General features: G+C 39.6%; 24 protein-coding genes. 9 read left to right on the top strand and 15 right to left on the bottom strand.

From position 1 onward, the window contains the following. The first annotated feature begins 96 nt into the window (after positions 1-96). Both SporoP32a_RS15555 and SporoP32a_RS15550 read left to right on the top strand, forming a co-directional pair. Complete coding sequence (locus SporoP32a_RS15555) at positions 97-1,140, top strand: IS30 family transposase (RefSeq protein ID WP_420542312.1); 1,044 nt, start codon at positions 97-99, stop codon at positions 1,138-1,140. A 156-nt stretch (positions 1,141-1,296) separates the two neighbouring features. Then, on the top strand, positions 1,297-2,160 hold the full coding sequence (locus SporoP32a_RS15550; protein WP_085428738.1) for a YitT family protein: 864 nt from the start codon (positions 1,297-1,299) through the stop codon (positions 2,158-2,160). A gap of 38 nt (positions 2,161-2,198) precedes the next feature. Here the strand turns inward: SporoP32a_RS15550 and purU are convergent, their stop codons facing one another. The 3 genes from purU to fdhF all read right to left on the bottom strand — a co-directional run bounded on the left by purU (position 2,199) and on the right by fdhF (position 6,657). Then, positions 2,199-3,107 (bottom strand): formyltetrahydrofolate deformylase, encoded by a 909-nt coding sequence (gene purU, locus SporoP32a_RS15545; RefSeq protein ID WP_085428737.1) that lies wholly within the window; start codon positions 3,105-3,107, stop codon positions 2,199-2,201. Positions 3,108-3,225: 118 nt separating this feature from the next. Beyond that, entirely contained in the window at positions 3,226-3,714 is a 489-nt protein-coding gene (locus tag SporoP32a_RS15540) for a helical membrane plugin domain-containing protein (RefSeq protein WP_085428736.1), read from the bottom strand. Positions 3,715-3,732: 18 nt separating this feature from the next. After that, complete coding sequence (fdhF, locus tag SporoP32a_RS15535) at positions 3,733-6,657, bottom strand: formate dehydrogenase subunit alpha (protein ID WP_085428735.1); 2,925 nt, start codon at positions 6,655-6,657, stop codon at positions 3,733-3,735. Positions 6,658-6,919: 262 nt separating this feature from the next. Between fdhF and SporoP32a_RS15530 the strand changes: the two genes are divergently transcribed. The 3 genes from SporoP32a_RS15530 to SporoP32a_RS15520 all read left to right on the top strand — a co-directional run bounded on the left by SporoP32a_RS15530 (position 6,920) and on the right by SporoP32a_RS15520 (position 9,590). Further along, positions 6,920-7,261 (top strand): Na-translocating system protein MpsC family protein, encoded by a 342-nt coding sequence (locus SporoP32a_RS15530; protein WP_085428734.1) that lies wholly within the window; start codon positions 6,920-6,922, stop codon positions 7,259-7,261. A gap of 14 nt (positions 7,262-7,275) precedes the next feature. Beyond that, a complete protein-coding gene (gene fdhD / locus SporoP32a_RS15525) occupies positions 7,276-8,073 on the top strand; it encodes a formate dehydrogenase accessory sulfurtransferase FdhD (protein WP_085428733.1) in 798 nt (265 codons plus the stop codon). Between the two features lie 236 nt (positions 8,074-8,309). Continuing rightward, positions 8,310-9,590: an L-lactate MFS transporter gene (locus SporoP32a_RS15520; protein ID WP_085428732.1), complete on the top strand. Its 1,281-nt coding sequence runs from the start codon at positions 8,310-8,312 to the stop codon at positions 9,588-9,590. Positions 9,591-9,634: 44 nt separating this feature from the next. On the opposite strand, the gene SporoP32a_RS15515 is transcribed toward SporoP32a_RS15520, so the two are convergent. After that, positions 9,635-10,480: a KPN_02809 family neutral zinc metallopeptidase gene (locus SporoP32a_RS15515; protein ID WP_085428731.1), complete on the bottom strand. Its 846-nt coding sequence runs from the start codon at positions 10,478-10,480 to the stop codon at positions 9,635-9,637. Between the two features lie 214 nt (positions 10,481-10,694). Between SporoP32a_RS15515 and serC the strand changes: the two genes are divergently transcribed. Then, positions 10,695-11,792, top strand: a complete 1,098-nt coding sequence (gene serC, locus SporoP32a_RS15510; RefSeq protein WP_157130001.1) for a 3-phosphoserine/phosphohydroxythreonine transaminase — start codon at positions 10,695-10,697, stop codon at positions 11,790-11,792. A 42-nt stretch (positions 11,793-11,834) separates the two neighbouring features. Here serC and SporoP32a_RS15505 read toward each other — a convergent pair whose 3' ends face one another. From SporoP32a_RS15505 to SporoP32a_RS15495, 3 genes are all read right to left on the bottom strand, one after another. Then, positions 11,835-12,686, bottom strand: a complete 852-nt coding sequence (locus SporoP32a_RS15505; protein ID WP_085428729.1) for an STAS domain-containing protein — start codon at positions 12,684-12,686, stop codon at positions 11,835-11,837. Between the two features lie 30 nt (positions 12,687-12,716). Next, positions 12,717-13,142, bottom strand: coding sequence for a hypothetical protein (locus SporoP32a_RS15500; RefSeq protein WP_085428728.1), 426 nt, complete (start codon positions 13,140-13,142; stop codon positions 12,717-12,719). Positions 13,143-13,226: 84 nt separating this feature from the next. Further along, the gene (locus SporoP32a_RS15495) at positions 13,227-13,484 is read right to left on the bottom strand and encodes a YqkE family protein (RefSeq protein WP_085428727.1); all 258 of its coding nucleotides are present in this window, start codon (positions 13,482-13,484) and stop codon (positions 13,227-13,229) included. Positions 13,485-13,608: 124 nt separating this feature from the next. Here SporoP32a_RS15495 and SporoP32a_RS15490 point away from each other — a divergent pair, with 124 nt between their 5' ends. Both SporoP32a_RS15490 and SporoP32a_RS15485 read left to right on the top strand, forming a co-directional pair. Continuing rightward, the gene (locus SporoP32a_RS15490; protein ID WP_085428726.1) at positions 13,609-14,508 is read left to right on the top strand and encodes a hydroxymethylglutaryl-CoA lyase; all 900 of its coding nucleotides are present in this window, start codon (positions 13,609-13,611) and stop codon (positions 14,506-14,508) included. A gap of 18 nt (positions 14,509-14,526) precedes the next feature. Next, a complete protein-coding gene (locus SporoP32a_RS15485) occupies positions 14,527-15,450 on the top strand; it encodes an alpha/beta hydrolase (RefSeq protein WP_085428725.1) in 924 nt (307 codons plus the stop codon). A gap of 64 nt (positions 15,451-15,514) precedes the next feature. Here the strand turns inward: SporoP32a_RS15485 and SporoP32a_RS15480 are convergent, their stop codons facing one another. The 7 genes from SporoP32a_RS15480 to yneA all read right to left on the bottom strand — a co-directional run bounded on the left by SporoP32a_RS15480 (position 15,515) and on the right by yneA (position 21,105). Beyond that, entirely contained in the window at positions 15,515-15,751 is a 237-nt protein-coding gene (locus SporoP32a_RS15480) for a YneF family protein (RefSeq protein WP_083035511.1), read from the bottom strand. A gap of 111 nt (positions 15,752-15,862) precedes the next feature. Beyond that, a complete protein-coding gene (sirA, locus tag SporoP32a_RS15475; protein ID WP_085428723.1) occupies positions 15,863-16,303 on the bottom strand; it encodes a sporulation inhibitor of replication protein SirA in 441 nt (146 codons plus the stop codon). Positions 16,304-16,482: 179 nt separating this feature from the next. Further along, positions 16,483-17,526: an IS30 family transposase gene (locus tag SporoP32a_RS15470; RefSeq protein WP_369823321.1), complete on the bottom strand. Its 1,044-nt coding sequence runs from the start codon at positions 17,524-17,526 to the stop codon at positions 16,483-16,485. A gap of 180 nt (positions 17,527-17,706) precedes the next feature. Further along, positions 17,707-19,713, bottom strand: coding sequence for a transketolase (gene tkt, locus SporoP32a_RS15465; RefSeq protein ID WP_085428722.1), 2,007 nt, complete (start codon positions 19,711-19,713; stop codon positions 17,707-17,709). 108 nt (positions 19,714-19,821) lie between these two features. Continuing rightward, a complete protein-coding gene (locus SporoP32a_RS15460; protein ID WP_085428721.1) occupies positions 19,822-20,058 on the bottom strand; it encodes a DUF896 domain-containing protein in 237 nt (78 codons plus the stop codon). 67 nt (positions 20,059-20,125) lie between these two features. Next, positions 20,126-20,779, bottom strand: a complete 654-nt coding sequence (locus tag SporoP32a_RS15455; protein ID WP_085428720.1) for a YneB family resolvase-like protein — start codon at positions 20,777-20,779, stop codon at positions 20,126-20,128. Then, positions 20,776-21,105 (bottom strand): cell division suppressor protein YneA, encoded by a 330-nt coding sequence (yneA, locus tag SporoP32a_RS15450; protein ID WP_085428719.1) that lies wholly within the window; start codon positions 21,103-21,105, stop codon positions 20,776-20,778. The genes SporoP32a_RS15455 and yneA overlap by 4 nt, the downstream gene beginning before the upstream one ends. Before the next feature lie 192 nt (positions 21,106-21,297). On the opposite strand from yneA, the gene lexA reads away from it, so the two are divergent. Next, the gene (gene lexA, locus SporoP32a_RS15445) at positions 21,298-21,918 is read left to right on the top strand and encodes a transcriptional repressor LexA (RefSeq protein WP_085428718.1); all 621 of its coding nucleotides are present in this window, start codon (positions 21,298-21,300) and stop codon (positions 21,916-21,918) included. Positions 21,919-21,967: 49 nt separating this feature from the next. Here the strand turns inward: lexA and SporoP32a_RS15440 are convergent, their stop codons facing one another. Further along, positions 21,968-23,227, bottom strand: coding sequence for a methionine gamma-lyase family protein (locus SporoP32a_RS15440; RefSeq protein ID WP_085428717.1), 1,260 nt, complete (start codon positions 23,225-23,227; stop codon positions 21,968-21,970). Positions 23,228-23,275 lie beyond the last annotated feature (48 nt).

Below are 23,275 nucleotides of genomic sequence, written 5' to 3'. Positions count from 1 at the left end.
ACAATCAAGTTAGCCATCTAAATTCAAATAAAAAAATGCCACTATAAAATTTCGTGTATCATTGAAGTTACGAGACAAACAATGAGAGGAAGTTTTATAGTGGCACAACTTGAGAATACCATACAAAACCGTAAAAATAAACACCTGTCAGCTTTTGAGCGCGGTCAAATCGAAGCGCTTCACAAGGAAGGGCACACCAACCGTGAGATCGGTAGGCGCTTAGGACGCGTTCATCAAACCATCGCTAATGAATTAAAGCGTGGAACTACTACCCAGCTCAAAACTGGGCGCACATCCTATACTGCCTATTTCGCTGAAACCGGACAGGCGATATATGAACGAAATCGACTTCAGTGTGGCGCAAAAAGTAAGTTGCTTATAGCCAATGAATTTGTCAATTTCGCGTGTGACAAAATCTTAAATCAAGACTGGTCACCAGATGCAGTCGTCGGGTTTACAAGCCGTCAAGAAGAGTGGAAAGACCGACCTACTGTGTCCATGAAAACCCTTTATAACTACATTGATTTAGACGTATTACGCGTGCGAAACATAGACTTGCCGATGAAACTGAGACGGAACACCAAAGTGAAACGCATCCGAAGAAACTGTCGTATTCTGGGAATGAGTATCGCTGAACGTCCTATTGAAATTGATAACCGTCAAGAATTCGGTCATTGGGAAATTGATACAGTAGAAGGACAAAAGTCTGATGACAACGCGTTATTGACGCTTGTTGAACGTAAAACGAGAAACTATTATGCCATCCTCCTAGATGATCAAGATCATGATTCAGTGGACTTTGCGATCAATCAGCTACGACAGGATTTTGGCGAGCTGTTTTCTCAAGTGTTTAAAACGATTACGTCGGATAACGGCAGCGAGTTTTCTAATCTGACAAAGAGTCTTCAAGGTGTCACAGACGTCTATTTCGCTCGTCCATACGCACCGTATGAAAGAGGATCTAACGAGCGACACAATGGTCTTCTCAGACGATATATTCCTAAAGGAAAAGCAATTTCTGATTACTCCACAGAGTCTATTCAACGTATTTACCAGACACTAAATCAGTTGCCCAGGAAGATTTTGAACTATCGACAGCCATCCGTTCTGTTTGAAGAAGAGTTAGCTAGGTTAGCATAGTATTTCCAAAACGAGCATATCGATTGAAGAATACATCCCCTTCATACGTACACTGGATTTTATCTAAGTGGCTAACTTAATATTGCAATTTTGGCTACTTTCTTTCTTTATATTCCGTTAAGATAGAAAGTAACAGTTTTGGAAAAGAGGCATTTCATGAGAAAACAACATAAAAAAGAAACAGTAGGTCATTTACTCAGACGCTATTTATTCATTTCGATTGGTGTTGTGGTCACGGCAATAGCACTAGACTTATTTTTAATTCCTAACTCTGTAATAGATGGGGGAATTATTGGAATTGCTCTTATATTAAACTTCATTACCGGTATTCCATTCGGGATTTTAATATTAATTCTGAATTTACCGTTCTTGTTTTTTGGCTATAAACATATCGGGAAAAACTTCTTTATCTCTTCATCTTATGCGATCGCTTTACTGGCAATTGTAGAGTTTCCACTTAAAAATGTAGGTCCTTTCGTTACCGATTCTTTACTTGCGACAGTTTTTGGAGGTTTATTACTAGGTGCGGGTGTCGGAACCATTATACGTAATGGCGGTGCGTTGGACGGAACGGAGATTCTTGGAATTCTACTGACTAAAAAGATTCCATACAGTGTCGGAGAATTCGTCATGTTCTTCAACCTCTTCATCTTCGGTTGGGCTGGCTTTGTTCTTGGACCAGAAAAAGCTATGTATTCAATCATTACATATTATATCGCTTCTAAAGCGATCGACATTGTCATACAAGGGCTGGATGAAACGAAAGCGGTCTTTATTATCTCGGATGAATATGAAGAACTTGGGGAAGCGATTCGTCTCCGACTTGGTCGTAGCATCACGAAGTTGCACGGTCGTGGTGGCTATACAGATAATGAAAAAGATGTCATCTATATCGTAGTGACTAGACTAGAGATATCAAAGCTGAAGCAAATCACTACCGATATAGACCCTTCCGCATTCCTGACCATTATGAATACACAGGAAACGCATGGAGCAACTTTCAAGTCACCCATACATTAAAAAATCCGCCACTCATTTGAGTGGCGGTTTCGTGTCTCTTATTGGAAGACAATAGTTTTATTATTCTCTACTATCACTCGATCTTCAAGATGCCACTTCACTGCACGCGCCAGCACACGTCGCTCAATCGTACGGCCAATCTTCTTCAATTGCACGATATCATCACGGTGATCTACACGCTCTATGTCTTGCTCGATGATTGGACCTTCATCCAAATCATTCGTCACATAGTGGGACGTTGCACCGATTAATTTCACACCACGTCCAAAGGCTCTCTCGTAAGGACGCGCGCCGATAAATGCTGGTAAGAATGAATGGTGAATATTGATGATTTGATTCGGGAAGTGACTGACAAACTCTGGAGTTAGAATTTGCATATATCGTGCTAGTACCAAAACATCTACTTTGTATTCTTCCATCAGCTGTACTTGCTGCCGCTCAACATCTTTGCGAATATCTTTATTCGCTGGAATGTAGTGGAACGGAATTCCATATGACTCGACCATAGCGCGTGCATCTTCATGATTACTAATGACAACAACGATGTCCGTATTCAAATCGCCATTGTACCATTCCCACAGCAACTCCATTAAGCAGTAAGGTTCTTTTGATACGAAAATAGCGGTGCGCTTTAGTTCCACTGCATAGGAAAAGCTGTAGTCGAGCTCGTGCTGATTTGCGATTTTCTTAAAATCTGCTTCAAATTCTTCTTTTTTATCCAATAAATTGTCTAAGTGGAATTCGATACGCAGATAGAACATGCCGCCTTCAGGATCGGTTGAATATTGGCTAGACTCTACGATATTTGCTTTATGTTGCAACAAAAATGTTGAAACAGCAGATACGATTCCTGGTTTATCGGAGCATTTCACTAACAGTCTGCCGATATTTTTTAATGCTGCGGATTGTTCTACTAAATGTGTTGTGATTTTACTTTGGGTTGACATTTTTTCATCTCCTACATATAAAGTTGCTTAATGAATAAGTTCCCCAGCCGGAATGGCTAGGGAACATGTGAACTCTTCTATTACAGTATGAAGCAACCTAGCCTATTTCGCAAAAATCTTACTCTGATTTATTTTCTAAACCTTTACCCATTCCTTTTAGGAAGTTCATACCGAATGTTAACGCACGGTTAATATCTGGATCATTGATGGATTTCATCAATTGAAGAACACCTGTTTTCTGTCCTTCTTCATTTCCTTGCTCAGCTTCAGATACTCCCTTTTGTATACTTTTAGAAAGTTGCTGAATAGTTACTGGATCTAATGCGGTTAATACTCCAGCTCCCGCCATCAGATTATTTAACATATTCGTAACTGGCTCCCTTGAAACTTGCCCTAAAGCGATACCCGTGATTTTTTCTTTCGAATGAAGCATGGCTTGCAATGCGTCTAACGCGCCAATCTTATGCAGTTCTCCTGTAATTTCCATGATCTTCTGCAAAGACTCTTCTTGTTCTGCAATCTGTTTCTGCAGTTCGGCCAATTTTTCCTGCTGAATTTCTAGTTCAGATCGTTCTTCTCTTTTAATAGAAGTAATTGGTGCCGCCATTGACATTCACCTCACTGTTTATTGATCTGTTAATTGGACGTATCCTGGTCGATTCCATTTACGCTGTACTTCCACGCCATTTTGCGGATGACGCTTCTTATCGCGGTGATTACTCTTTGGCAGAGGATTCTCGCCTTGTTTTTCAAGCACTTCCATGCGAACTTTCGTCTGCTTGTACGCCGGAGTATTTGTGCGTTCATCTGTAGCCGGTCCTGTTAAGAAGTTAATCGCTGATTCCTTATTAACTGAGTTCATCGGTAAGAACAATTCATTTTTCCGCACCCTATCTGTGACGACTGCTGGCAATTTTACAGCTCCATATGGTGAGATCAGCCTTACATAAGTACCTGTTACTACCCCGCGTTCTTTTGCCAGTTCAGGAGAAACTTCCACAAATATATTAGGAACCTTCTCTTGGATTCCTTCAGATTTATTCGTCATATTCCCTTCATGGAAATGTTCCAACATTCGCCCATTGTTAATATGAAGATCAAATTCTTCAGGGAATTTAACTGGTTCAATCCAATCGGATAATGCAAAGCGTGCTTTCTTATCTGCGAAATTAAATCCATCCGTATAAAGAAGTGGTGTACTTTCGCCTTGTAGACTGCCCCAAAGGAAACTGCCCCAATCTTCCAACATGTCGTAAGAAGCGCCTGAGAACATAGGACTTAAACTAGTCATCTCAGCAAAAATGTCGCCTGGATGCGTATAATTCCAGTTTGCCCCTAAACGATTCGCAACTTCTTGGATGATCCACCAATCCTGACGGGAGTCTCCTTTATTCGGCAATGCTTTATATAGTCGTTGGACGCGACGTTCCGTATTGGTGAACGTACCATCTTTTTCAAGGGACGGCACTGCAGGCAAAATGACGTTTGCATACTGTGCTGTACGTGAGAAGAAAATGTCTTGTACAACTAGGAAGTCGAGTTTGGATAATACATCGTGAACATAGTTCGCATTGGAATCTACGAGGGCCATATCTTCTCCTACAATGTACATACCTTTCATAACGCCCTCATCAATCGAATGAAGCATTTGAATATTGTCTAGACCAGGTTTGTTATCTATTTCTACACCATAAGCTTGTTCAAATTTCTGTCGTGCTGCATCGTCTGTAATATGCTGATAGCCAGGCAACCAACCAGGTAAGCTTCCCATATCACATGCACCTTGTACGTTATTGTGTCCACGTAAAGGATATGCGCCTGCACCTGGACGACGGTAATTTCCTGTTGCCAGCAATAGATTCGAAATTGCGGCGGATGTATCAGAACCACCTGTATTTTGTGTAACACCCATTCCCCATAAGATACATGTACCATCAGCATCGCGAATCATTTCTGCAGTATGAATCAAAACTTCTTTTGAAATACCTGTTACTTTTTCTGCATATTCGAGTGTATAGCGATTCAAGACATCAGTAAATTCATCAAAATGATGCACATTCTCTTCAATGAATTGCTGATCATGCCAACCTTGATCAATTAAATATTTCGTGACTGCCATCAGCCATACTTGATCAGTACCTTGTTGAGGTGTCATGAAGATATCAGCACGCTCCGCCATTTCATGCTTTCTAAGATCGGCTACGATTAACTTTTGGCCGTGTAGCTTATGCGCACGCTTTACACGTGTCGCAAGAACGGGATGCCCTTCTGCAGGGTTTGCTCCCACAATAATAACTAAGCCTGCTTTAGCAATATCTTTAATAGTTCCAGCGTCGCCACCCATTCCTACTGTACGGAACAATCCGTCCGTTGCAGGTGATTGGCAATAACGCGAACAGTTATCTACGTTATTAGTACCGAATACTTGGCGCGCGAACTTTTGAATGACATAATTCTCTTCGTTAGTAATTTTAGATGAAGATATGACGCCAATTCCGTCACTTCCATGCTCGTCACGGATCTCGCCAAGGTTTTTCGCGACCAAATCCAATGCTTCTTCCCATGAGGCTTCTACAAATTCATCCCCTTTACGAATAAGGGGTGTGGTAATGCGTTCTTCACTATTTACAAAATCCCAGCCGAATTTTCCCTTGACACACGTTGAAATCTGGTTGACCGGTGCATCGGAAACAGGTTGTATTTTTAATATTGTACGATCTTTCGTCCATACTTCAAATGAACAGCCAACTCCACAGAATGTACATACTGTTTTCGTTTTATCAATTTTTGATTCACGCATCGCTGCTTCAACATCGGAAATGGCCATAATACTGCTGTACCCAGGCTCTACATCCTTTATTAGATCCACCATAGGCTCCATCAAATCGTCGCCCATCTTCGTCATAAACCCTGCTTCTCCAAGCATAGTTTTTTCCATCAGAGCATTACATGGACAAACCGTAATACAATGGCCGCACCCTACGCAAGACGAATCATTGATCTTGGCGCCGCCATCCCATAGAACAATCGGTCGGTCGCGTTCCCAGTCGATAGAAAGTGTCTCGTTCACTTGCAAGTTTTGACAGACTTCTACGCACTGACCACAAGCAATACATTGATTCGGGTCGTAGCGATAAAAAGGATGAGTTAAATCCACTTCGTCTTTTGAACATTTTGGTTCGTACGGATATTTTTGTTCTTCCACTTCCATAAGTGCCACAGTATTATGTACTTTACAGTTCCCATTATTGTTGTCACAAACAGTACAATAGAGTAAATGGTTTTCTAAAATCCGATCCATTGCTTCCGTTTGTGCTTCTTTTGCACGTGGAGACGCTAATTTAACATCCATGCCATCGACTGCTTGTGTCGAGCAAGCACGTGTTAATTCACCATTCACTTCGACTATGCACGTATCACATGTCTGGATCGGGTCAACTTCAGGCAAATAACAGATTTGAGGGTGCTCTATTTTATTTGCATTGATGATCTGAATGAGTGTTGCCCCTGGTTGGAAGTCGAAAATTTTATCATTGATTGAAATAGACATACAGGCATCCTCCTCTTTCTAAAATAAAAAATCCACCATAAAAAAACCGTCATCGCGGAAATTTTTATGGTGGAATAGTTTCTTAACAGGTCTTGCTAAAGAACCAATCCATACTTACTATTACATGTAGTTGATGAACTTCTAGCAATCACATACTAGATTTACATCTGTTGTGTATTTAGTATAAAGTAATAAAGCGTATAACACAATGACAACTCTCAAATAGTTAGATTATTCTGTGATATAGAAAGGTGGACATTCCATGAAAAAAGTTCATGAATTTAACGATATTATCCGCAAACTACGGAAAGATTTATTTGGCAAAGGCCCAGAACGTATTCATACTATATTTATTGATAATATGGCAGTTTCTACGCTCTATGGTAATTTGACTCCGACGGAAAAGTTCATCGCTGGAACACAAGACGGGAAAGAAATGGTGCACCGCGCACGGACTAGCATGATTCAAGAAGTCTATAAAAAAGAACCACCTGCTGGATTGGAAGAATTGGTTGAAGCAAAATTTGTACATTTATTTAGCGATTTTAAAATTGATGATGATATTGCCGTATCAGTTTTTTTATTTGATCGTTCGATTGATTGAAAGGAGGCCGGACTATGGAGCAGCAACAACAACGATCCGTTATTCGATTCCAAAATGGAAATGTATTTGAAAAAGAAGATCAAGTAGCCGTAGAATATGCTGTTACAATAAAACTAAATAACCAAGAATTCGCTACGATTGTTTGTACACCGGAATATATCGAGGATATGACAGTAGGTTTTCTAGCTTCAGAAGGTGTCGTTCCAAAATGGGAGCAAATTAAAGACATACGCTTGGATGTAGAAAACGGATTTATTCATGTCGATACGGATAAAGTGTATCCATTCTTTGAGCAGTTACAAAATAAGCGTTATATTACTTCCTGTTGTGGAATGAGTAGACAAGGATTTATTTTCGCAAGTGATGCGCTAACGGCAAAAAAGATGGATAGAATTTCTGTCCAACTTACACCGGTGCAAATATTTTCCTTGATGAATGACATGGAAGAACAAGCTGATATGTTCCGTCATACTGGCGGCGTACACAATGCTGCTTTGTGCGCACCTGATCAATTACTGCTTTCACGAATGGATATCGGAAGGCATAATGCACTGGATAAAATTTATGGACACTGTCTGAAGAACGATATTACTGTTCGCGATAAGATTATTGTCTTCAGTGGACGAATCTCCTCTGAAATTTTACTAAAAGTAGCTAAGATTGGATGTGAAATTGTATTATCCAAGTCTGCACCTACCGAATTAGCCTTGACTTTGGCAGAAGATTTAGGAATAACGACAGTAGGATTCATACGTGGGGAATCATTTAACGTATACACACACGCCGAACGAATTTGTATGGATATCTCTTAAAAAATTTCCAGCCTCAGGAAAAAGTAATATTGACAATCCTGTGAATTGATAATATTATACTCCTTAATCCTTTCTCGCATTCCAGTTTATGTTTATTTAGTTCCATTTCTTGTCATCTTTTAACTGGGTAACATGTCAAATATTCTTTTATACAAGCAGTTAGGGAACTTTGTAGACTAATAATATTTTCACTGGAATACAGATTGTGAAAAAATGAATGTAAAGGAGGACTACGAATGAAAAAAACGAAGAACAGATGGCTTATTGCGTTATCTGCTGTAGGTATCCATATTTCCATCGGATCTGTTTATGCCTGGAGCAACTTCACCAACCCGCTTATTGAGGAGTTTGGTTGGACTACAAGTCAAGTTCAGTTAACGTTCAGTATCGCTATTTTATTTCTTGGTTTATCTGCCGCATTTTTAGGCCATTTTGTAGAGAAATACGGTCCTAGAAAAGCGGGGCTACTTGCTGCCTTATTCTTTGGTGTAGGAGTAACTGGTTCAGGATTGGCGGTAGGTATGTCTTCATTACCATTGCTCTATGTCTTTTACGGAATGCTAGGCGGAATTGGATTAGGTGTAGGATATATTGCACCTGTTTCAACACTCGTCAAATGGTTCCCAGATCGTAGAGGACTCGCCACAGGGCTCGCTATCATGGGCTTTGGATTTGCGGCAGCTGTCAGTAGTCCGATTATGGAGTATTTGATTGTTAACGTTGGAATTCAAAACACTTTCTACATTCTCGGGATTTCGTATTTCCTGATCATGCTTCTTTCTTCTTTATATCTTGAGAAGCCTGAAGAAGGATGGGCACCGCCAGGATTCATTGAAAAAGTACGTTCAGGTAAAACAGAAATCAGAGAAGATCTTGCTCAATTAACAGCAAATCAAGCAGTTAAAACTAAACGTTTTTATTACTTATGGCTAATGCTATTCATTAACGTTACTTGTGGTATTGCAATTCTTTCTGCTGCAAAACCTATGGCGATTGACAGTATCGGCATGACGACTGTTCAAGCAGCCGCATTAGTTGGTGTCCTTGGTATCTTTAACGGTGCTGGAAGACTTGGTTGGGCTACGATATCAGATTATATTGGACGGCCAAACACGTATACCACGTTCTTCGTCATTCAGTTAGTTCTGTTCGCTATTTTACCATTCACAACGAATGCGATTATTTTCCAAGTCATTCTAGCCGTGATCTATACATGCTACGGTGGAGGTTTCGCTTCGATTCCTGCATATATTGGTGATATTTTTGGAACGAGACAACTTGGTGCTATCCACGGATACATACTAACAGCTTGGTCAGCGGCTGGCGTGGCCGGACCGATGTTTGCTGCGTGGATGAAAGATACTACCGGAAGTTATGAAAGCAGTCTGCTATTCTTTGCTGGCTTATTCGTAGTCGCGCTTATTATTTCTTTACTCATTCGGGTCGATATTAAAAGACTACGCAATGAAAAAGAAGTTATTGTAGCGGTTCAGCCTGCTATTGCAGCAACAAAATAAAAAACACGAACGTCATTCTATTAACAGAATGATGTTCGTGTTTTTTATTTTTCAGTTTGTTTAAATGTATCTCCACCATTAATCGTTCCTAGTTCAAAACCGTGTTCGAACCAATAAGTTCGTTGCTTAGCTGTGCCGTGCGTGAAACTTTCAGGTACGACATATCCTCTTGCACGCTTTTGAATCGTATCATCACCGACTGCACCAGCTGCTGTAATCGCCTCTTGCAAATCTCCTTGTTCCAAATATCCTTGACCTTGTGCATGATGTGCCCAGACACCCGCAAAATAGTCTGCTTGTAATTCAAATCGCACTAAATACTTATTAAATTCTTCTTCGCTCATTTTTTGTCGCAACGGCATGACTTGATCAGAAATACCAAGCAATGTCTGCACGTGATGCCCTACTTCATGTGCCACTACATAAGCCATGGCGAAGTCTCCAGGTGCTTTAAATGACCCTTGCAATTCATCGTAAAACGATAAATCAATATATAATTTTTGATCACCAGGACAGTAAAAAGGACCTGCAGCTGCACTTCCGAAACCACATGCCGTATCTACTTTTCCAGAATACAGTACAAGGGTAGGATTTTCATACTGAATGCCCTCTTGAGCGAATAATTCTGTCCAAACATCTTCTGTATCTGCGAGTACTACCGAAACAAAATCGGCCAACTCTTTATCTTGTTCCGTCTCTACGTACGGCTGATCTGGCACGGCTGAACTGCTATCCAATAAATCACCTGGGTTACCACCTAGAATAAGAAATAATATAATTCCAACGATACCAAGACCGCCACCGCCTAATGCGATAGCACCTCCGCCTCCACCGCTTCGCCCTCTTCGATCTTCAACATTCGAACTTTTTCTTCGTCCATCTGTTTTCACACTAACTCCCCCATTTCCTCTTCAGATAAGTTGAATTTTAATTATGTATATAGGTGCTACTTGATTACAATTTACCCATCTTTGCGAAGAAGCAAACAAGACAGCCATGCTAATTGAGTGAGCTATTTATTGTGAATTAGCAGAAAGCTATTCCACCTATTCGTTTTTTCATATATACTTTACTTTAGAGTTGTAAACTACTGAAGGAGTGATTTTGTTGAGTGATCAAAAGTCTGTCTATAATTTTAATGCGGGTCCATCTGCTCTTCCAAGCGAAGTTCTTGAAAAAGCACAAGCTGAATTGGTGAATTTCAAAGCTTCAGGAATGTCTATTATGGAAATGAGTCACCGCAGTGCGACTTATGAAGAAGTACATAATCAAGCCATTTCTCGTCTGCGTTCTTTATTCCAAATACCTGAAAACTATGAAGTGCTATTCCTGCAAGGTGGAGCAAGTCTCCAATTCGCAATGGTTCCAATGAACTTTTTGCCTGAAGGAAAAAAGGCGAGTTATATCATGTCCGGTGCTTGGTCTGACAAGGCGTTAAAAGAAGGAAAAACTATCGGAGAAGTCTACGAAGCAGCTTCTACAAAGGATTCAAATTATAATCATGTCCCTTCAACAGAAGAAATTAGATTTGAGGAATCTGATGCGTATGTTCACATCACATCAAACAACACGATCTTCGGTACACAATTCCACGAGTTTCCTTCAACTGGAAATGTTCCGTTGATTGCTGATATGTCCAGTGACATTCTATCAAGACCAATTGACGTTAGTAAATTTGGTATGATTTATGCTGGCGCACAGAAAAACCTCGGTCCTTCAGGCGTTACAGTTGCCATCATTCGAAAAGACTTGTTGGAAAATGCTAATAGCGAAATTCCAAGTATTTTAAAGTACAGCACGCATGCTTCAAGTAACTCTTTATATAACACACCCCCATCTTTCGGTATTTATATGTTGGGTGAAGTTTTGGGCTGGATGCAAGAACAAGGCGGCTTGGAACAAATCTCAAAACGCAACGAAGAGAAAGCTAATTTAATCTATGATGTGATTGATAACAGCAATGGTTTCTATACAGGTCATGCTGAAAAAGATAGTCGTTCATTGATGAATATTACATTCCGTGTAGCGGATGAAGAATTAGAAAAGCAATTTTTACAAGAAGCTAAAGAAGCAGGATTTGTTGGATTGAATGGTCACCGTTCGGTAGGTGGTTGCAGAGCCTCTGCATACAATGCTGTATCATACGCAGCATGTGAAGCATTGCAACAATTCATGCTTGATTTTCAAGAAAGTCATAAATAATCAAAAAAACCAGTACACTTTACATCAAAGTGTACTGGTTTTTCAATGTTTTCTAATTGAAAATTCTTTTGAAAAAGCCAATTGCAATGAACTGAACGTTTGGATATTCGAAAAATCCAATCCGAGCTCTGTTGATGCATGCGCAATTTCTGGACGGATTCCCGTAATCGTGCATTTCGTTCCTAATAGAGACAGCACTTTTGTAATTTGATAAATCTGCTGCGCTACCAATGTATCAATTACAGTAACTCCTGATAAATCGATAAATAAATGTTCGATATCAGATTCTAAGCTCTTCTCTGGGATGCTCTCCAACATAATACGAGCGCGTAGTTCATCCAAATCGCCAATCAAGGGAACAACACCAATCGTTTCGGTTATTTTGATGACTGGCGAACTTAACTCATTGATTAAACTTTGTTGAATATCGAACCTGCTATTGATGTATTCATTATACGTTTCTGCAAACTCAATATAAATTTGATCAAATGCATTATTAAGTGTTTCACTCCAGCGCACATAATCTTCAATCGTGATCTCATTTTCGTTTACGAAGTGAAATTCTTTTATGAAACGCCAATACGTTAAACGCACCTTACTTAATGCATCAATTACATCTTCTATTGGAGTATTGCTGTTTACTCTACTAAGAGCTACGACAGAAGCCCATTTCTTTTTGTTTTTCTCAAAAATTTCCTGATCATCAAGTAAACTACTAGTGATAGTTAGATTCGTTAATTTGTTTTGTTCCCGAAGAGTTTCTTCCATTTTCGGACAAGCATTGAGTGAATAAATAGAGTCCTCTTCTACCTTTCTCATAGACAGCCAAGAAGTCGTAATTTCAGGTAACTTTGCCAATAAATATTCATATAGCTTAATATCAAGCTGTTTCATCTAACATCCTCCTGGATACGTTCATCGTTCTTATTGAATGTATAAAATTAATTGCTTAGTATCAAAATCAAATATATTTAATATGATCCCAAATGCGGTTATGTATTTGTATATTGACTCATAATAAGTCGTACCATACTCTTTTTCATACTGAGCCATTGGATAAGCATAATTTTCTTCGGAAGGAATAGGTAAGAACTTCCACGGTCTTGGAGACTCATTAGATTTTTCGGCATGGGCCTCTACTAAAAGATTATAAAAATCTTTTACCTTTTCTTTAGGAAAATCATAATATAGAACAGATTCATTTTTCTTAATAGGCTTCAGATTTTCTTGTATCCAATTGACAATCGGATGCTCAATAGGTGCCGAATGAACACGTCTTAAGTATTGTTCGGATTTCAATCCGTTTTGAATATATTCTTTCTCACAAAACGTCATATACAAAAATTTCATACATGCCTCTCCTTTGTAAAAGGTCTTATTCATAACAATTCATTTTACTAGTATACCTTATACAACACCTATTTATATAATTTCTTAATATTTCGTCCCACCGTCTCCATATTCTTCAAGTAGTTCCTCAAAACTTTTATTCTTTTCACGTTCTTTACGCTCTTGAATACGTTTTTCTTTTTCTTTTTCTAGTTTCGTTTCTTCTACAACCTTCATTTCTTGCTTCATCTCTTTTAATTTAGCTAGTACATCCTCATCCATAAAATCTGAAAGTAAAGGAGCAGAATGGTCTACTGTATTTCCCTTTTGGTTACTCAATGCTTTTCGTTGTTTCTTTGACATATTAATCACTACTTTCTGTATGATAATAGAATGGCCTTCTTTGCTTTATCCAGTTAAATTTTAGGGGTTTTACATTGCTCTTCCCCACTTTAATTACGTACAATAGAATGAGGGAGGGATGTTTATGTCTAGCTTACCAAAAAACGTAACATTAATCGAGGTTGGTCCACGTGATGGCTTACAAAATGAAAAAAACAGTATTCCTACTGATCAAAAATTAGCTTTTATCCACGCTTTACAGCAGGCGGGGCTCCATGAAATGGAAGTCACTTCATTTGTATCGCCTAAGTGGGTTCCACAAATGTCCGATTCCATGGAAATTATGGCTAATATAAGAAAACAAGGCAGACAACTTGTTCTTACACCGAATGCACGTGGCGTCGAGAATGCTCTCAGAGCTGGTGCAGATAGCATGGCGGTCTTTGTGGGTGTCAGCGATACATTTAATCAACACAACATCAATCGCACCACTGAAGAGAGTGTTGAGACACTAAGACCAATTATAGATCAGCTGAAAAAAGATCATCATTTTGTCAGAGCTTGTATTTCAACCGCATTTCACTGTCCATATGAAGGCTTCATTCCGCAAGAACAAACACTCTCTCTTTGCAGGCAATTTGTTGATATGGGCGTGGAAGAATTAAGTGTGGCAGATACAGACGGCATGGCAAATCCTTTGGCAAGTTTCACCCTATTTCAGGAACTGAAGCAACAGTTTCCAAATATTTTACTTACTGCGCATTTTCACGACACGCGCAAATTAGGTTTAGCCAATATTTATGCCTCTTTACAGGCGGGCGTTGATCGATTCGATACATCTGCTGGTGGTCTAGGTGGCTGTCCTTTCGCTCCTGGTGCTACAGGTAATGTTGCTACGGAAGATGTTTTATATTTATTGGAGTCTCTGAATATAGAAACAGGTGTTGATATGGACAAAGTATGCTTAGCTGTTGATGAAGTCGCACCCTATCTGTCACGTCCAATCGAAACAGCTATGTACAATTTATATAAAAGAAGAAAGTAAGAGGAAAGGAGAATTCTGTTGAATCGTAGAGTAGTGTATATTTTAGGAATCGTCTCCAGTATCATGACAGCGCTTCTTACTATTTTCGGTATTCTTGTCACCAATCGATTAATGTATTTAAAAACGAAAGACTCTGAATTCATTTTACAGCGTGAAATGATTGCGAAACGATTTGATCGCCAATGGTTTGAAACCGTTAGAAAAGATGATATTTGGATTCCTTCTCCTAATGGCTATAATTTACGTGCTATATTTTTGAGACCTTTAGATACAACAAGAACGGTTGTCATTTGTCATGGTGTAACAGAAAATAAAGTGAACTCGATTAAATACGCTCGTCTATTTGAACGGCTAGGATTTAATTCGGTCATTTTTGACCATCGTCGTCATGGTGATTCTGGCGGCAAAACAACAAGTTTTGGGTTTTATGAAAAGATGGACTTAAAAGAAGTTGTGAGGGCTATTCGTGAACGAGTAGGTAAGCGCGCTTTAATTGGCATCCACGGCGAATCTATGGGAGCCGCCACTACGCTGTTGTACGCAGGTACGTACGAAGATGAAGCCGATTTTTATATATCCGATTGTCCGTTTTCGGATTTCTCCGAGCAACTATTGCACATTATCCGGACAGAAATGCCTTTCAAGACTTCCATGAGCTTGCGAGTCGCCAATTTGTTTCTAAAAATTCGTGATGGCTATACATCTGCAGCCGTTTCGCCACGTGAAGTGATGAAGTTTATCGATAAACCTGTATTATTCATCCATAGTATGGAAGACACGTTCATTTTGCCCCATATGACAGAAGAGTTGTATGATTTAAAGGAAGGCGATAAAATGATGAAACTTTTCGCCAAAGGGGCACATGCCAAATCGTATAATGATAACCCAGATGAATATTTACAAACCGTACAACGATTTTTAAATCGATTTCGTTTATATTGAGAATTAAACAATTCTCTATAAAAAAAGCTCCGTGTTAGCAATTTTGCTGATCACGGAGTTTTGCTTATTTTTTTTTAGCTGGCTTGTCTTGCACCTTGTTCATCTGAGCCATCATTTGGTTAATTTTCTTTTGTGAAGGTTTCTGTCCCATTTGCATCATCATCATACGTAACATTTGCTCATTAATTGGCGGATTTTCCTTCAAATAATTCATCATATATTTACGTGCTATGAAAAAGCCGAGAGCTACTCCGCCGATCAAAGCGACGACGATCAATAAAATTGCTATCCATAAAGTCATTGTTGCCAAACCTCCCTCATTAAACATAGTTCAATTACATACTACCAAGAGAGATTATACAACATAGCACCAGTGAATAGCAATGACTGTACGCAAATTGTGCGGAAGTTTTTACATCATTGTATTTTCCAGTATCATGCGTTCTGAGTATTTAATAGGTTTAAGCCATCCGCATTCTTCCTGTTCATTCATGATTGCAAAAAAACGATCTGTTGAAGTAGATAACGCTACAAATAAATCTAAGTCTAGCATTCGAGATCCTTGGCAATACACTTGAATACTATGTGTCCCCATTTTAATGAATACCTCACCTTTAATTAAATGTGTTAATCGATATTCATTATGATAGGAATCCAGGTTATCAAAACTTTTCGCCAAATTATGCTGAATGATGGAATCAAGTTCTCTTTGATTTAACTGGTCACATAAGTATTCAATTTCCTGATAGTTTGTAGAAGGGCCAACCGTTAGAAGTTCAAATAACAAACGTTCACGCCCCATTATGAAGGATTGATAGGCTGACTTAATTTTAAATATTTCATACTTTCTCATAAAGAACACCTCCTGCTATCTATCATAGGACGTGTAGTAGATAAATCATGTCAGTTTGCGGAAAACTTCATCACTATTATTGTCCTAAATTGCAATATTAAGTTAGCCACTTAGATAAAATCCAGTGTATGTATGAAGGGGGCTGTTATCCCTCTATCGATAATCTCTTTTTGAAAATACTAAGCTAACCTAGCTAACTCTTGTTCAAACAAAACGGATGGCTGTCGATAGTTCAAAATCTTCCTGGGCAACTGATTCAATGTCTGATAAATATGTTGAATAGACGCTGTAGAGTAATCAGAAATCGCTTTTCCTTTGGGAATATATCGTCTGAGAAGTCCGTTGTGTCGCTCGTTGGACCCTCTTTCATACGGTGCGTATGGACGAGCGAAATAGACGTCCGTGACCCCTTGAAGACTCGTTGTTAGATTAGAAAACTCGCTGCCGTTATCTGACGTAATCGTTTTAAATACTTGAGGAAACAGCTCGCCGAAATCCTGTCGTAATTGGTTCATCGCATAGTCCACTGAATCGTGATCTTGATCGTCTAGTAGAATCGCATAATAGTTTCTCGTTTTACGTTCAACGAGTGTCAGTAACGCGTTGTCATCAGACTTCTGTCCTTCTACCGTATCAATTTCCCAATGACCGAATTCTTGACGGTTATCAATTTCAACGGGACGTTCAGCGATACTCATGCCCAGAATACGACGGTTTCTACGGATGCGTTTCACTTTGGTGTTCCGTCTTAGTTTCATCGGCAAGTCTATGTTTCGAACGCGTAATATGTCTAAATCAATGTAGTTATAAAGGGTTTTCGTGGACACTGTAGGTCGGTCTATCCATTCGTTTTGAAGGCTTATAAATCCAACAACCGCATCTGGCGACCAGTCCTCATCTAGGATCTTCTCACATGCGAAATCGATAAATTCACTCGCGATAAGCAACTTACTTTTCGCCCCGCACTGAAGTCGATTTCGTTCATAGATCGCCTGTCCCGTTTCAGCGAAATAGGCTGTATAGGGCGTGCGTCCAGTTTGAAGTTGAGTCGTGGTTCCACGCTCTAATTCATTGGCAATGGTTTGATGAACGCGTCCTAAGCGTCTGCCAATCTCTCGGTTGGTGTGCCCGTCCTTGTGAAGCGCCTCGATTTGACCGCGCTCAAAAGCTGACAGGTGTTTATTTTTACGGTTTTGTATGGTATTCTCAAGTTGTGCCACTATAAAACTTCCTCTCATTGTTTGTCTCGTAACTTCAATGATACACGAAATTTTATAGTGGCATTTTTTTATTTGAATTTAGATGGCTAACTTGATTGTACAATTGGCCTCACTATTATTGTCGTAAAGCTGCGCAAAAAAACACACGACTCTTTAGAACTAAGAGTCGTGTGCTTATAATAATTAGTTATTTAGTAAATTTTTCATTTCTTTAACAACGTTTTCTACAGTGAAGCCATATTTTTCAATGACTAAGTCACCTGGCGCACTTGCACCGAATGTGTCGATTGCCATGACAGTACCTTCATCACCAGAGTATTTATGCCATCCAAGTGAAGCACCCATCTCAATCGCTACTCTCTTCTTGATATTCTTTGGTATAACAGAATCTTTGTATGCTTGATCCTGCTTCTCAAAGAGATCCCATGAAGGCATTGAAACGACACTGACGTCGATATCTTGTTCTTTAAGTGCTTTCTGTGCTTCCACAGCAAGACTTACTTCAGAGCCGCTTGCTAGCAGTAAACCATCTGCTTGCTCTTTAACAGCAGGTGAAATGACGTACGCACCTTTTGGTACGTATTCCATAGCAAGCTCTTGTGATTTTGGCAATACTTCAAGATTTTGTCTAGACAATACCAACACAGTTGGTGTGTCTTTTGAAGTAGCAGCTGTATGCCAAGCAGCAGATGTTTCATTTCCGTCAGCCGGACGAATGATAGACAATCCAGGCATCGCACGTAATGAAGCCAACTGTTCAACAGGTTCATGTGTTGGGCCGTCTTCTCCGACTGCAACGCTGTCATGTGTAAAGACGTATGTCACAGGTAATCCCATTAGCGCTGAAAGACGAATAGCAGGTCGCACGTAATCGCTGAACACGAAGAATGTTCCGCCGAAAACTTTCACTCCGCCATGAAGAGTCATACCGTTAAGTGCAGTCCCCATCGCGAATTCACGTACTCCAAACCAGATATTCCGTCCCGAATAATCACTAGCGGAGAAATCACCCGTATTTTTAATTGTTGTCTTATTTGATCCTGCAAGATCCGCACTACCCCCAAATAAAGCGGGAACAGCTTTCGCTAATGCATTGATTGAATCACCAGACGCAGAACGTGTCGCCACAGAAGCACCTGCTTCATAAACTGGCAGTTGGTCCTGTAAGTCAGCTGGAAGTTCATTTGCAATCGCTTGTTTAAATTGTGCAGCTAATTCTTTGTGTTCGTTTTGATAACTTTCGAACAAGTCATTCCATTGTTGCTCTGATTGCACGCCTAATTGATCTGTTGCTGAATTGAATTGGTCATAAACCTCTTCAGGAACATGGAAGTCTTCTTCGAACGTCCACTTATAATACTCTTTTGTAAGAGCCATTTCATCTTCACCTAGTGGCGCTCCATGTGCATCGGCCTTACCAGATTTGTTTGGTGAACCATAACCAATGACAGTTTTCACTTCAATGATTGTCGGTCCGCCTGTGTTGCCTTTTGCTGCTTCAATTGCATCTGAAACAGATTTTATATCATTGCCATCTTCTACTCTTGAGTAGTTCCAGCCATAGGATTCAAAGCGCTTTTTAATGTTTTCAGAGAAAGACATATCCAAGTCGCCATCTAAAGAAATATCATTACTGTCATATAATACGATCAATTTATCTAATTGAAGATGGCCAGCCATAGAAATAGCTTCCGCTGCTACGCCTTCCATTAGATCGCCATCACCACAAAGTGCGTATGTGTAATGGTCTACAATATCAAAACCTGGTTTATTGTACGTTGCAGCAAGATGTTTCTCTGCCATTGCCATACCTACAGACATACCAATTCCTTGTCCAAGAGGTCCTGTAGTCGCTTCCACTCCTGCTGTGTGTCCGTATTCCGGATGTCCTGGAGTTTTTGAATCCCATTGTCTGAAGTTCTTTAAGTCATCAATACTCAAGCCATAGCCGCTCAAGTGTAACAAGCTGTAAAGTAACATCGAGCCGTGACCCGCTGAAAGTACAAAACGATCACGATTGAACCATTGTGGGTTGGATGGATTATGATGCAAATGCTTCGTCCATAATGTATAAGCCATCGGTGCTGCGCCCATCGGTAATCCTGGGTGACCTGAATTTGCTTTTTCAATCGCATCGATTGATAATGTTCGGATTGTTGTTATTGCCAGTTGATCGATTTTTTCGGTCATGCTGTACATCCTTTCCGTCCTGTCTCATATGAGTGTTTTATAGTACATATTCCTACTCTAGTGTAGTCAATTCCAACGCTAATTACAATATTAATCCTTTACCTATCATCAATTTAGCGGTTTTTGGTTCGCACGAGCTTGTTTGACTTTTTCAGGTGTTACATCATTTCCTTCTGGATCCAACACTTTGACCGATTCAATTGTCTCACGCATACTTGAACGGAATGTTTCTAAGTATTCTTTTCTTAGTTGCGTTTGTTCTTTGGCTTCTTCAATCGATAATCCTGTTGTTTTCTTTTTTTTCGCAAGTTCATTGATACGTTGTATTTTCTTTTCTGATAGCATTATTAAAAGCCTCCATAAATAAGTCGTTTAGTAAAATGTAAACAACCTGGAGGAAAAGTGCAACCTATTAGTGTTGCTGTGTTATAAACTCCCTATACCTTCTATGAACCGTCGCTTTGCTAACCGCATGACCTAACCCATTTAATACAGTTGCAATTTCTTCGTATGTTAGACCTTTGTTGCGTAGTGAAACAATTTCTTCTATTGGAAGCTCAAGTCGTTCACGCCCTGGAGCTTGGTCGATATTACGTAAATTCTTCGAAGGATCATACCCTTTGTCAACAGCACGTTTCATCCCTCTACGTATTTTTGCATTATGTAATTTCCGTTGATATTCTTCTACGATTGCAAGAATTTCAAGCAACATCGTATCCATTTCATTCAGTTCTATCGTACCGTTAGAATGATTGGTAATTACAGTAGTCTCACTTTTAGCAATCACATGTAAAATTGCGACCCTTGCATTGCCCCGTCCTAAACGTGTTTCGTCTTGAATGAACAGCGCATCGACTGTGCCATCTTGGATTTGATCTAACATAGATAAAAGACCTTCGCGATCCATGTCATAGCCACTTTGCCGATCTGTATAGATTCCAACACAATCATAAGACAACTCAGATGCTAATTTTTCAAGTTCTTCTTGTTGCCTAATAATAGATTGTTCTTGTGTCTCCTTTTCTGTACTCACACGGCAATAGATTACACATCTCTTTTCTGTCATCTGGATCCCTCTCCTACTTCAGCTACTCGGATATCTGTCTGTTTATCCATTTTAACAGGCACACGTAGTAATTCACCCGAAACGATTTGATCAGTAGGTAATTCATTTAATGAGCGTACTTGTTCGATCCAGTGGCTAGTTGGTATATCTTCAGAGTAGTTGGACGCTAGCTGCCAAAGTGTATCTCCTTCATTAATAACGATTTCCATATAGTGATCTTCTTCAGCCATTTTATCGAACTGAACCCAAGCGAATGAAACACAAACAGCTAATAATACTGCAAAATAATAATTATTTTTGATAAATTCTTTAATATACTCCATCATAATTCCTCCTCTATTTTCTGCATTTAGAATACACGTTCGGAATGCTTGTTCTTAATTATAAGAGAACATACGATTCCATGTCAAGCAAAATTAGAACCTTTGTTTGATTAGTAGCCGAACACATGTTATACTATATTCAAAATAGTGGTTCAGTATTCCATTGCTCGTAAACTAGTAGAAGAGGTGAATCTGTTGAAGAAAATATCAAAAAGACAAGAAGAAATACTCGCTTTCATAAAAGATGAAGTTCGTTTAAAAGGCTATCCACCTTCCGTTCGTGAAATTGGAGAAGCTGTTGGACTGGCATCAAGTTCCACGGTTCACGGTCACTTATCAAGACTCGAGAGTAAAGGTTTCATACGCCGGGATCCAACTAAACCCCGCGCCATCGAGATCTTGGATCCAGAAGGATTGGATGAATTAAAAAGTGGTGTTATGCATGTACCATTAATCGGGAAAGTTACTGCTGGTAATCCAATCACAACAATTGAAAATATAGAAGAATACTTCCCATTACCAGATACGTTCGGTTCATCAGAAGATGAAATCTTCATGTTAGAAATTGTAGGAGATAGTATGATAGAAGCGGGAATTCTTAATGGGGACCGTGTAATTGTTAGACAAACACACTCTGCAAGTAATGGTGAAATTGTTGTTGCCATGACAGAGGAAGACGAAGCAACTGTTAAACGTTTCTTTAAAGAAAAAGACTATTTCCGGCTACAACCAGAAAACTCCTCCATGGAGCCGATCATTGTAGATAAGGTTTCTATATTAGGTAAAGTTGTTGGCGTATTCCGTATGATTCATTAATAAAAAAAGTGTATCGTGAAACCTAGAAGGTTTTCGATACACTTTTTATTTATACTAAGTTCTTTTCAAGCAACTGTTCCATAGAATCGAGCACAGCCGATTTTACATGTTCATATGTCAAACCACCTTGAATATATGCTGTGTAAGGTGGTCGAATCGGGCCGTCAGCTGTTAATTCAATACTGGACCCCTGAATGAATGTACCCGCTGCCATGATGACGTCATCAGCATAACCGGGCATATATGAAGGCTCCGGAGCGTACTGGGCATTGATTGGGGAATTTTGCTGGATCATCTGACAAAATGCAATCATTTGTTCCGCGTTCAAGAAATTAACTGATTGGATTAAATCCGTACGACGCTCACTGTAATGCGGTGTCGTGTCCATACCGAAACTGCCAAAAAATGCAGATGTGAAAAGTGCGCCTTTGACTGCCTGGCTTACTACATGCGGCGCTAAGAAGAATCCTTGATACATCTCCAGTAACGTGTCGAGTGACGCCCCTGCTTCGGCTCCAAGGCCTGGTGACGTCATACGATATGCACACTTCTCAACCAAGTCCTTCTTGCCCGCTATATAACCACCTGTTCTTGCTAATCCGCCACCTGGATTCTTAATAAGTGAACCAGCCATTAAATCAGCTCCAACTTCAACAGGCTCTTTCATTTCAACAAATTCTCCGTAGCAATTATCTACAAAAATCACGACATCTTCCTTCATTTTACGTACTTCCTTAATGATCGCTTCTATTTCATGGATTCTGAATGACGGATTGCTTGAATATCCTTTTGAGCGTTGAATGGCAACAATCTTCGTCTTAGATGAAATAGCTTCTTTTGCTTTTGCGTAATCAACAGATCCATCTTCTTTCAAATCGATATGCTGATAGGATATTTGAAAGTCTTCCAATGAACCTGTATCTTTGCCGTTCCCCGAAATAATAGATTCTAATGTATCGTATGGCTTACCTGTTATGTAAAGCAATTCATCGCCTGGACGTAATATTCCAAACAAGCTGATCGTAATAGCGTGTGTGCCGGAAATAATCTGATTTCTTACGAGACAGTCTTCCGCCCCGAATACATCCGAATAGACTTGTTCCAACACATCACGGCCGCTATCATCATATCCATAGCCAGTAGAGCCCGATAGGTGAAAGTCGCTTACTTGATTCTTTTTGAATGCTTGTAATACTTTTCTTTGGTTATAAAAAGCGATTTCTTCCATCGTCTTCACAAACGGAGCGATTTCTTCTTCTGCTTCTTGAGCTTTTAACAGTAATTTTTCATTAATTGGTGCGATTTGCATGTGTAGTACCTCATTTCATATTATCATCTTCTATTTTAGCAGATGGAA

Origin of the sequence: Sporosarcina ureae (genome assembly GCF_002109325.1) — a bacterium.
Classification (GTDB): domain Bacteria; phylum Bacillota; class Bacilli; order Bacillales_A; family Planococcaceae; genus Sporosarcina; species Sporosarcina ureae_C.
This window is presented reverse-complemented; position numbering and strand designations above follow the sequence as displayed.

Excerpts from the sequence above, each read along its gene's own strand:
- SporoP32a_RS15550 (WP_085428738.1), top strand. The coding sequence starts at position 1,297 with ATGAGAAAACAACATAAAAAAGAAACAGTAGGTCATTTACTCAGACGC.
- purU (WP_085428737.1), bottom strand. The coding sequence starts at position 3,107 with ATGTCAACCCAAAGTAAAATCACAACACATTTAGTAGAACAATCCGCA.
- SporoP32a_RS15540 (WP_085428736.1), bottom strand. The coding sequence starts at position 3,714 with ATGGCGGCACCAATTACTTCTATTAAAAGAGAAGAACGATCTGAACTA.
- fdhF (WP_085428735.1), bottom strand. The coding sequence starts at position 6,657 with ATGTCTATTTCAATCAATGATAAAATTTTCGACTTCCAACCAGGGGCA.
- SporoP32a_RS15530 (WP_085428734.1), top strand. The coding sequence starts at position 6,920 with ATGAAAAAAGTTCATGAATTTAACGATATTATCCGCAAACTACGGAAA.
- fdhD (WP_085428733.1), top strand. The coding sequence starts at position 7,276 with ATGGAGCAGCAACAACAACGATCCGTTATTCGATTCCAAAATGGAAAT.
- SporoP32a_RS15520 (WP_085428732.1), top strand. The coding sequence starts at position 8,310 with ATGAAAAAAACGAAGAACAGATGGCTTATTGCGTTATCTGCTGTAGGT.
- SporoP32a_RS15505 (WP_085428729.1), bottom strand. The coding sequence starts at position 12,686 with ATGAAACAGCTTGATATTAAGCTATATGAATATTTATTGGCAAAGTTA.
- SporoP32a_RS15500 (WP_085428728.1), bottom strand. The coding sequence starts at position 13,142 with ATGAAATTTTTGTATATGACGTTTTGTGAGAAAGAATATATTCAAAAC.
- SporoP32a_RS15495 (WP_085428727.1), bottom strand. The coding sequence starts at position 13,484 with ATGTCAAAGAAACAACGAAAAGCATTGAGTAACCAAAAGGGAAATACA.
- SporoP32a_RS15490 (WP_085428726.1), top strand. The coding sequence starts at position 13,609 with ATGTCTAGCTTACCAAAAAACGTAACATTAATCGAGGTTGGTCCACGT.
- SporoP32a_RS15480 (WP_083035511.1), bottom strand. The coding sequence starts at position 15,751 with ATGACTTTATGGATAGCAATTTTATTGATCGTCGTCGCTTTGATCGGC.
- sirA (WP_085428723.1), bottom strand. The coding sequence starts at position 16,303 with ATGAGAAAGTATGAAATATTTAAAATTAAGTCAGCCTATCAATCCTTC.
- tkt (WP_085428722.1), bottom strand. The coding sequence starts at position 19,713 with ATGACCGAAAAAATCGATCAACTGGCAATAACAACAATCCGAACATTA.
- SporoP32a_RS15460 (WP_085428721.1), bottom strand. The coding sequence starts at position 20,058 with ATGCTATCAGAAAAGAAAATACAACGTATCAATGAACTTGCGAAAAAA.
- SporoP32a_RS15455 (WP_085428720.1), bottom strand. The coding sequence starts at position 20,779 with ATGACAGAAAAGAGATGTGTAATCTATTGCCGTGTGAGTACAGAAAAG.
- yneA (WP_085428719.1), bottom strand. The coding sequence starts at position 21,105 with ATGATGGAGTATATTAAAGAATTTATCAAAAATAATTATTATTTTGCA.
- SporoP32a_RS15440 (WP_085428717.1), bottom strand. The coding sequence starts at position 23,227 with ATGCAAATCGCACCAATTAATGAAAAATTACTGTTAAAAGCTCAAGAA.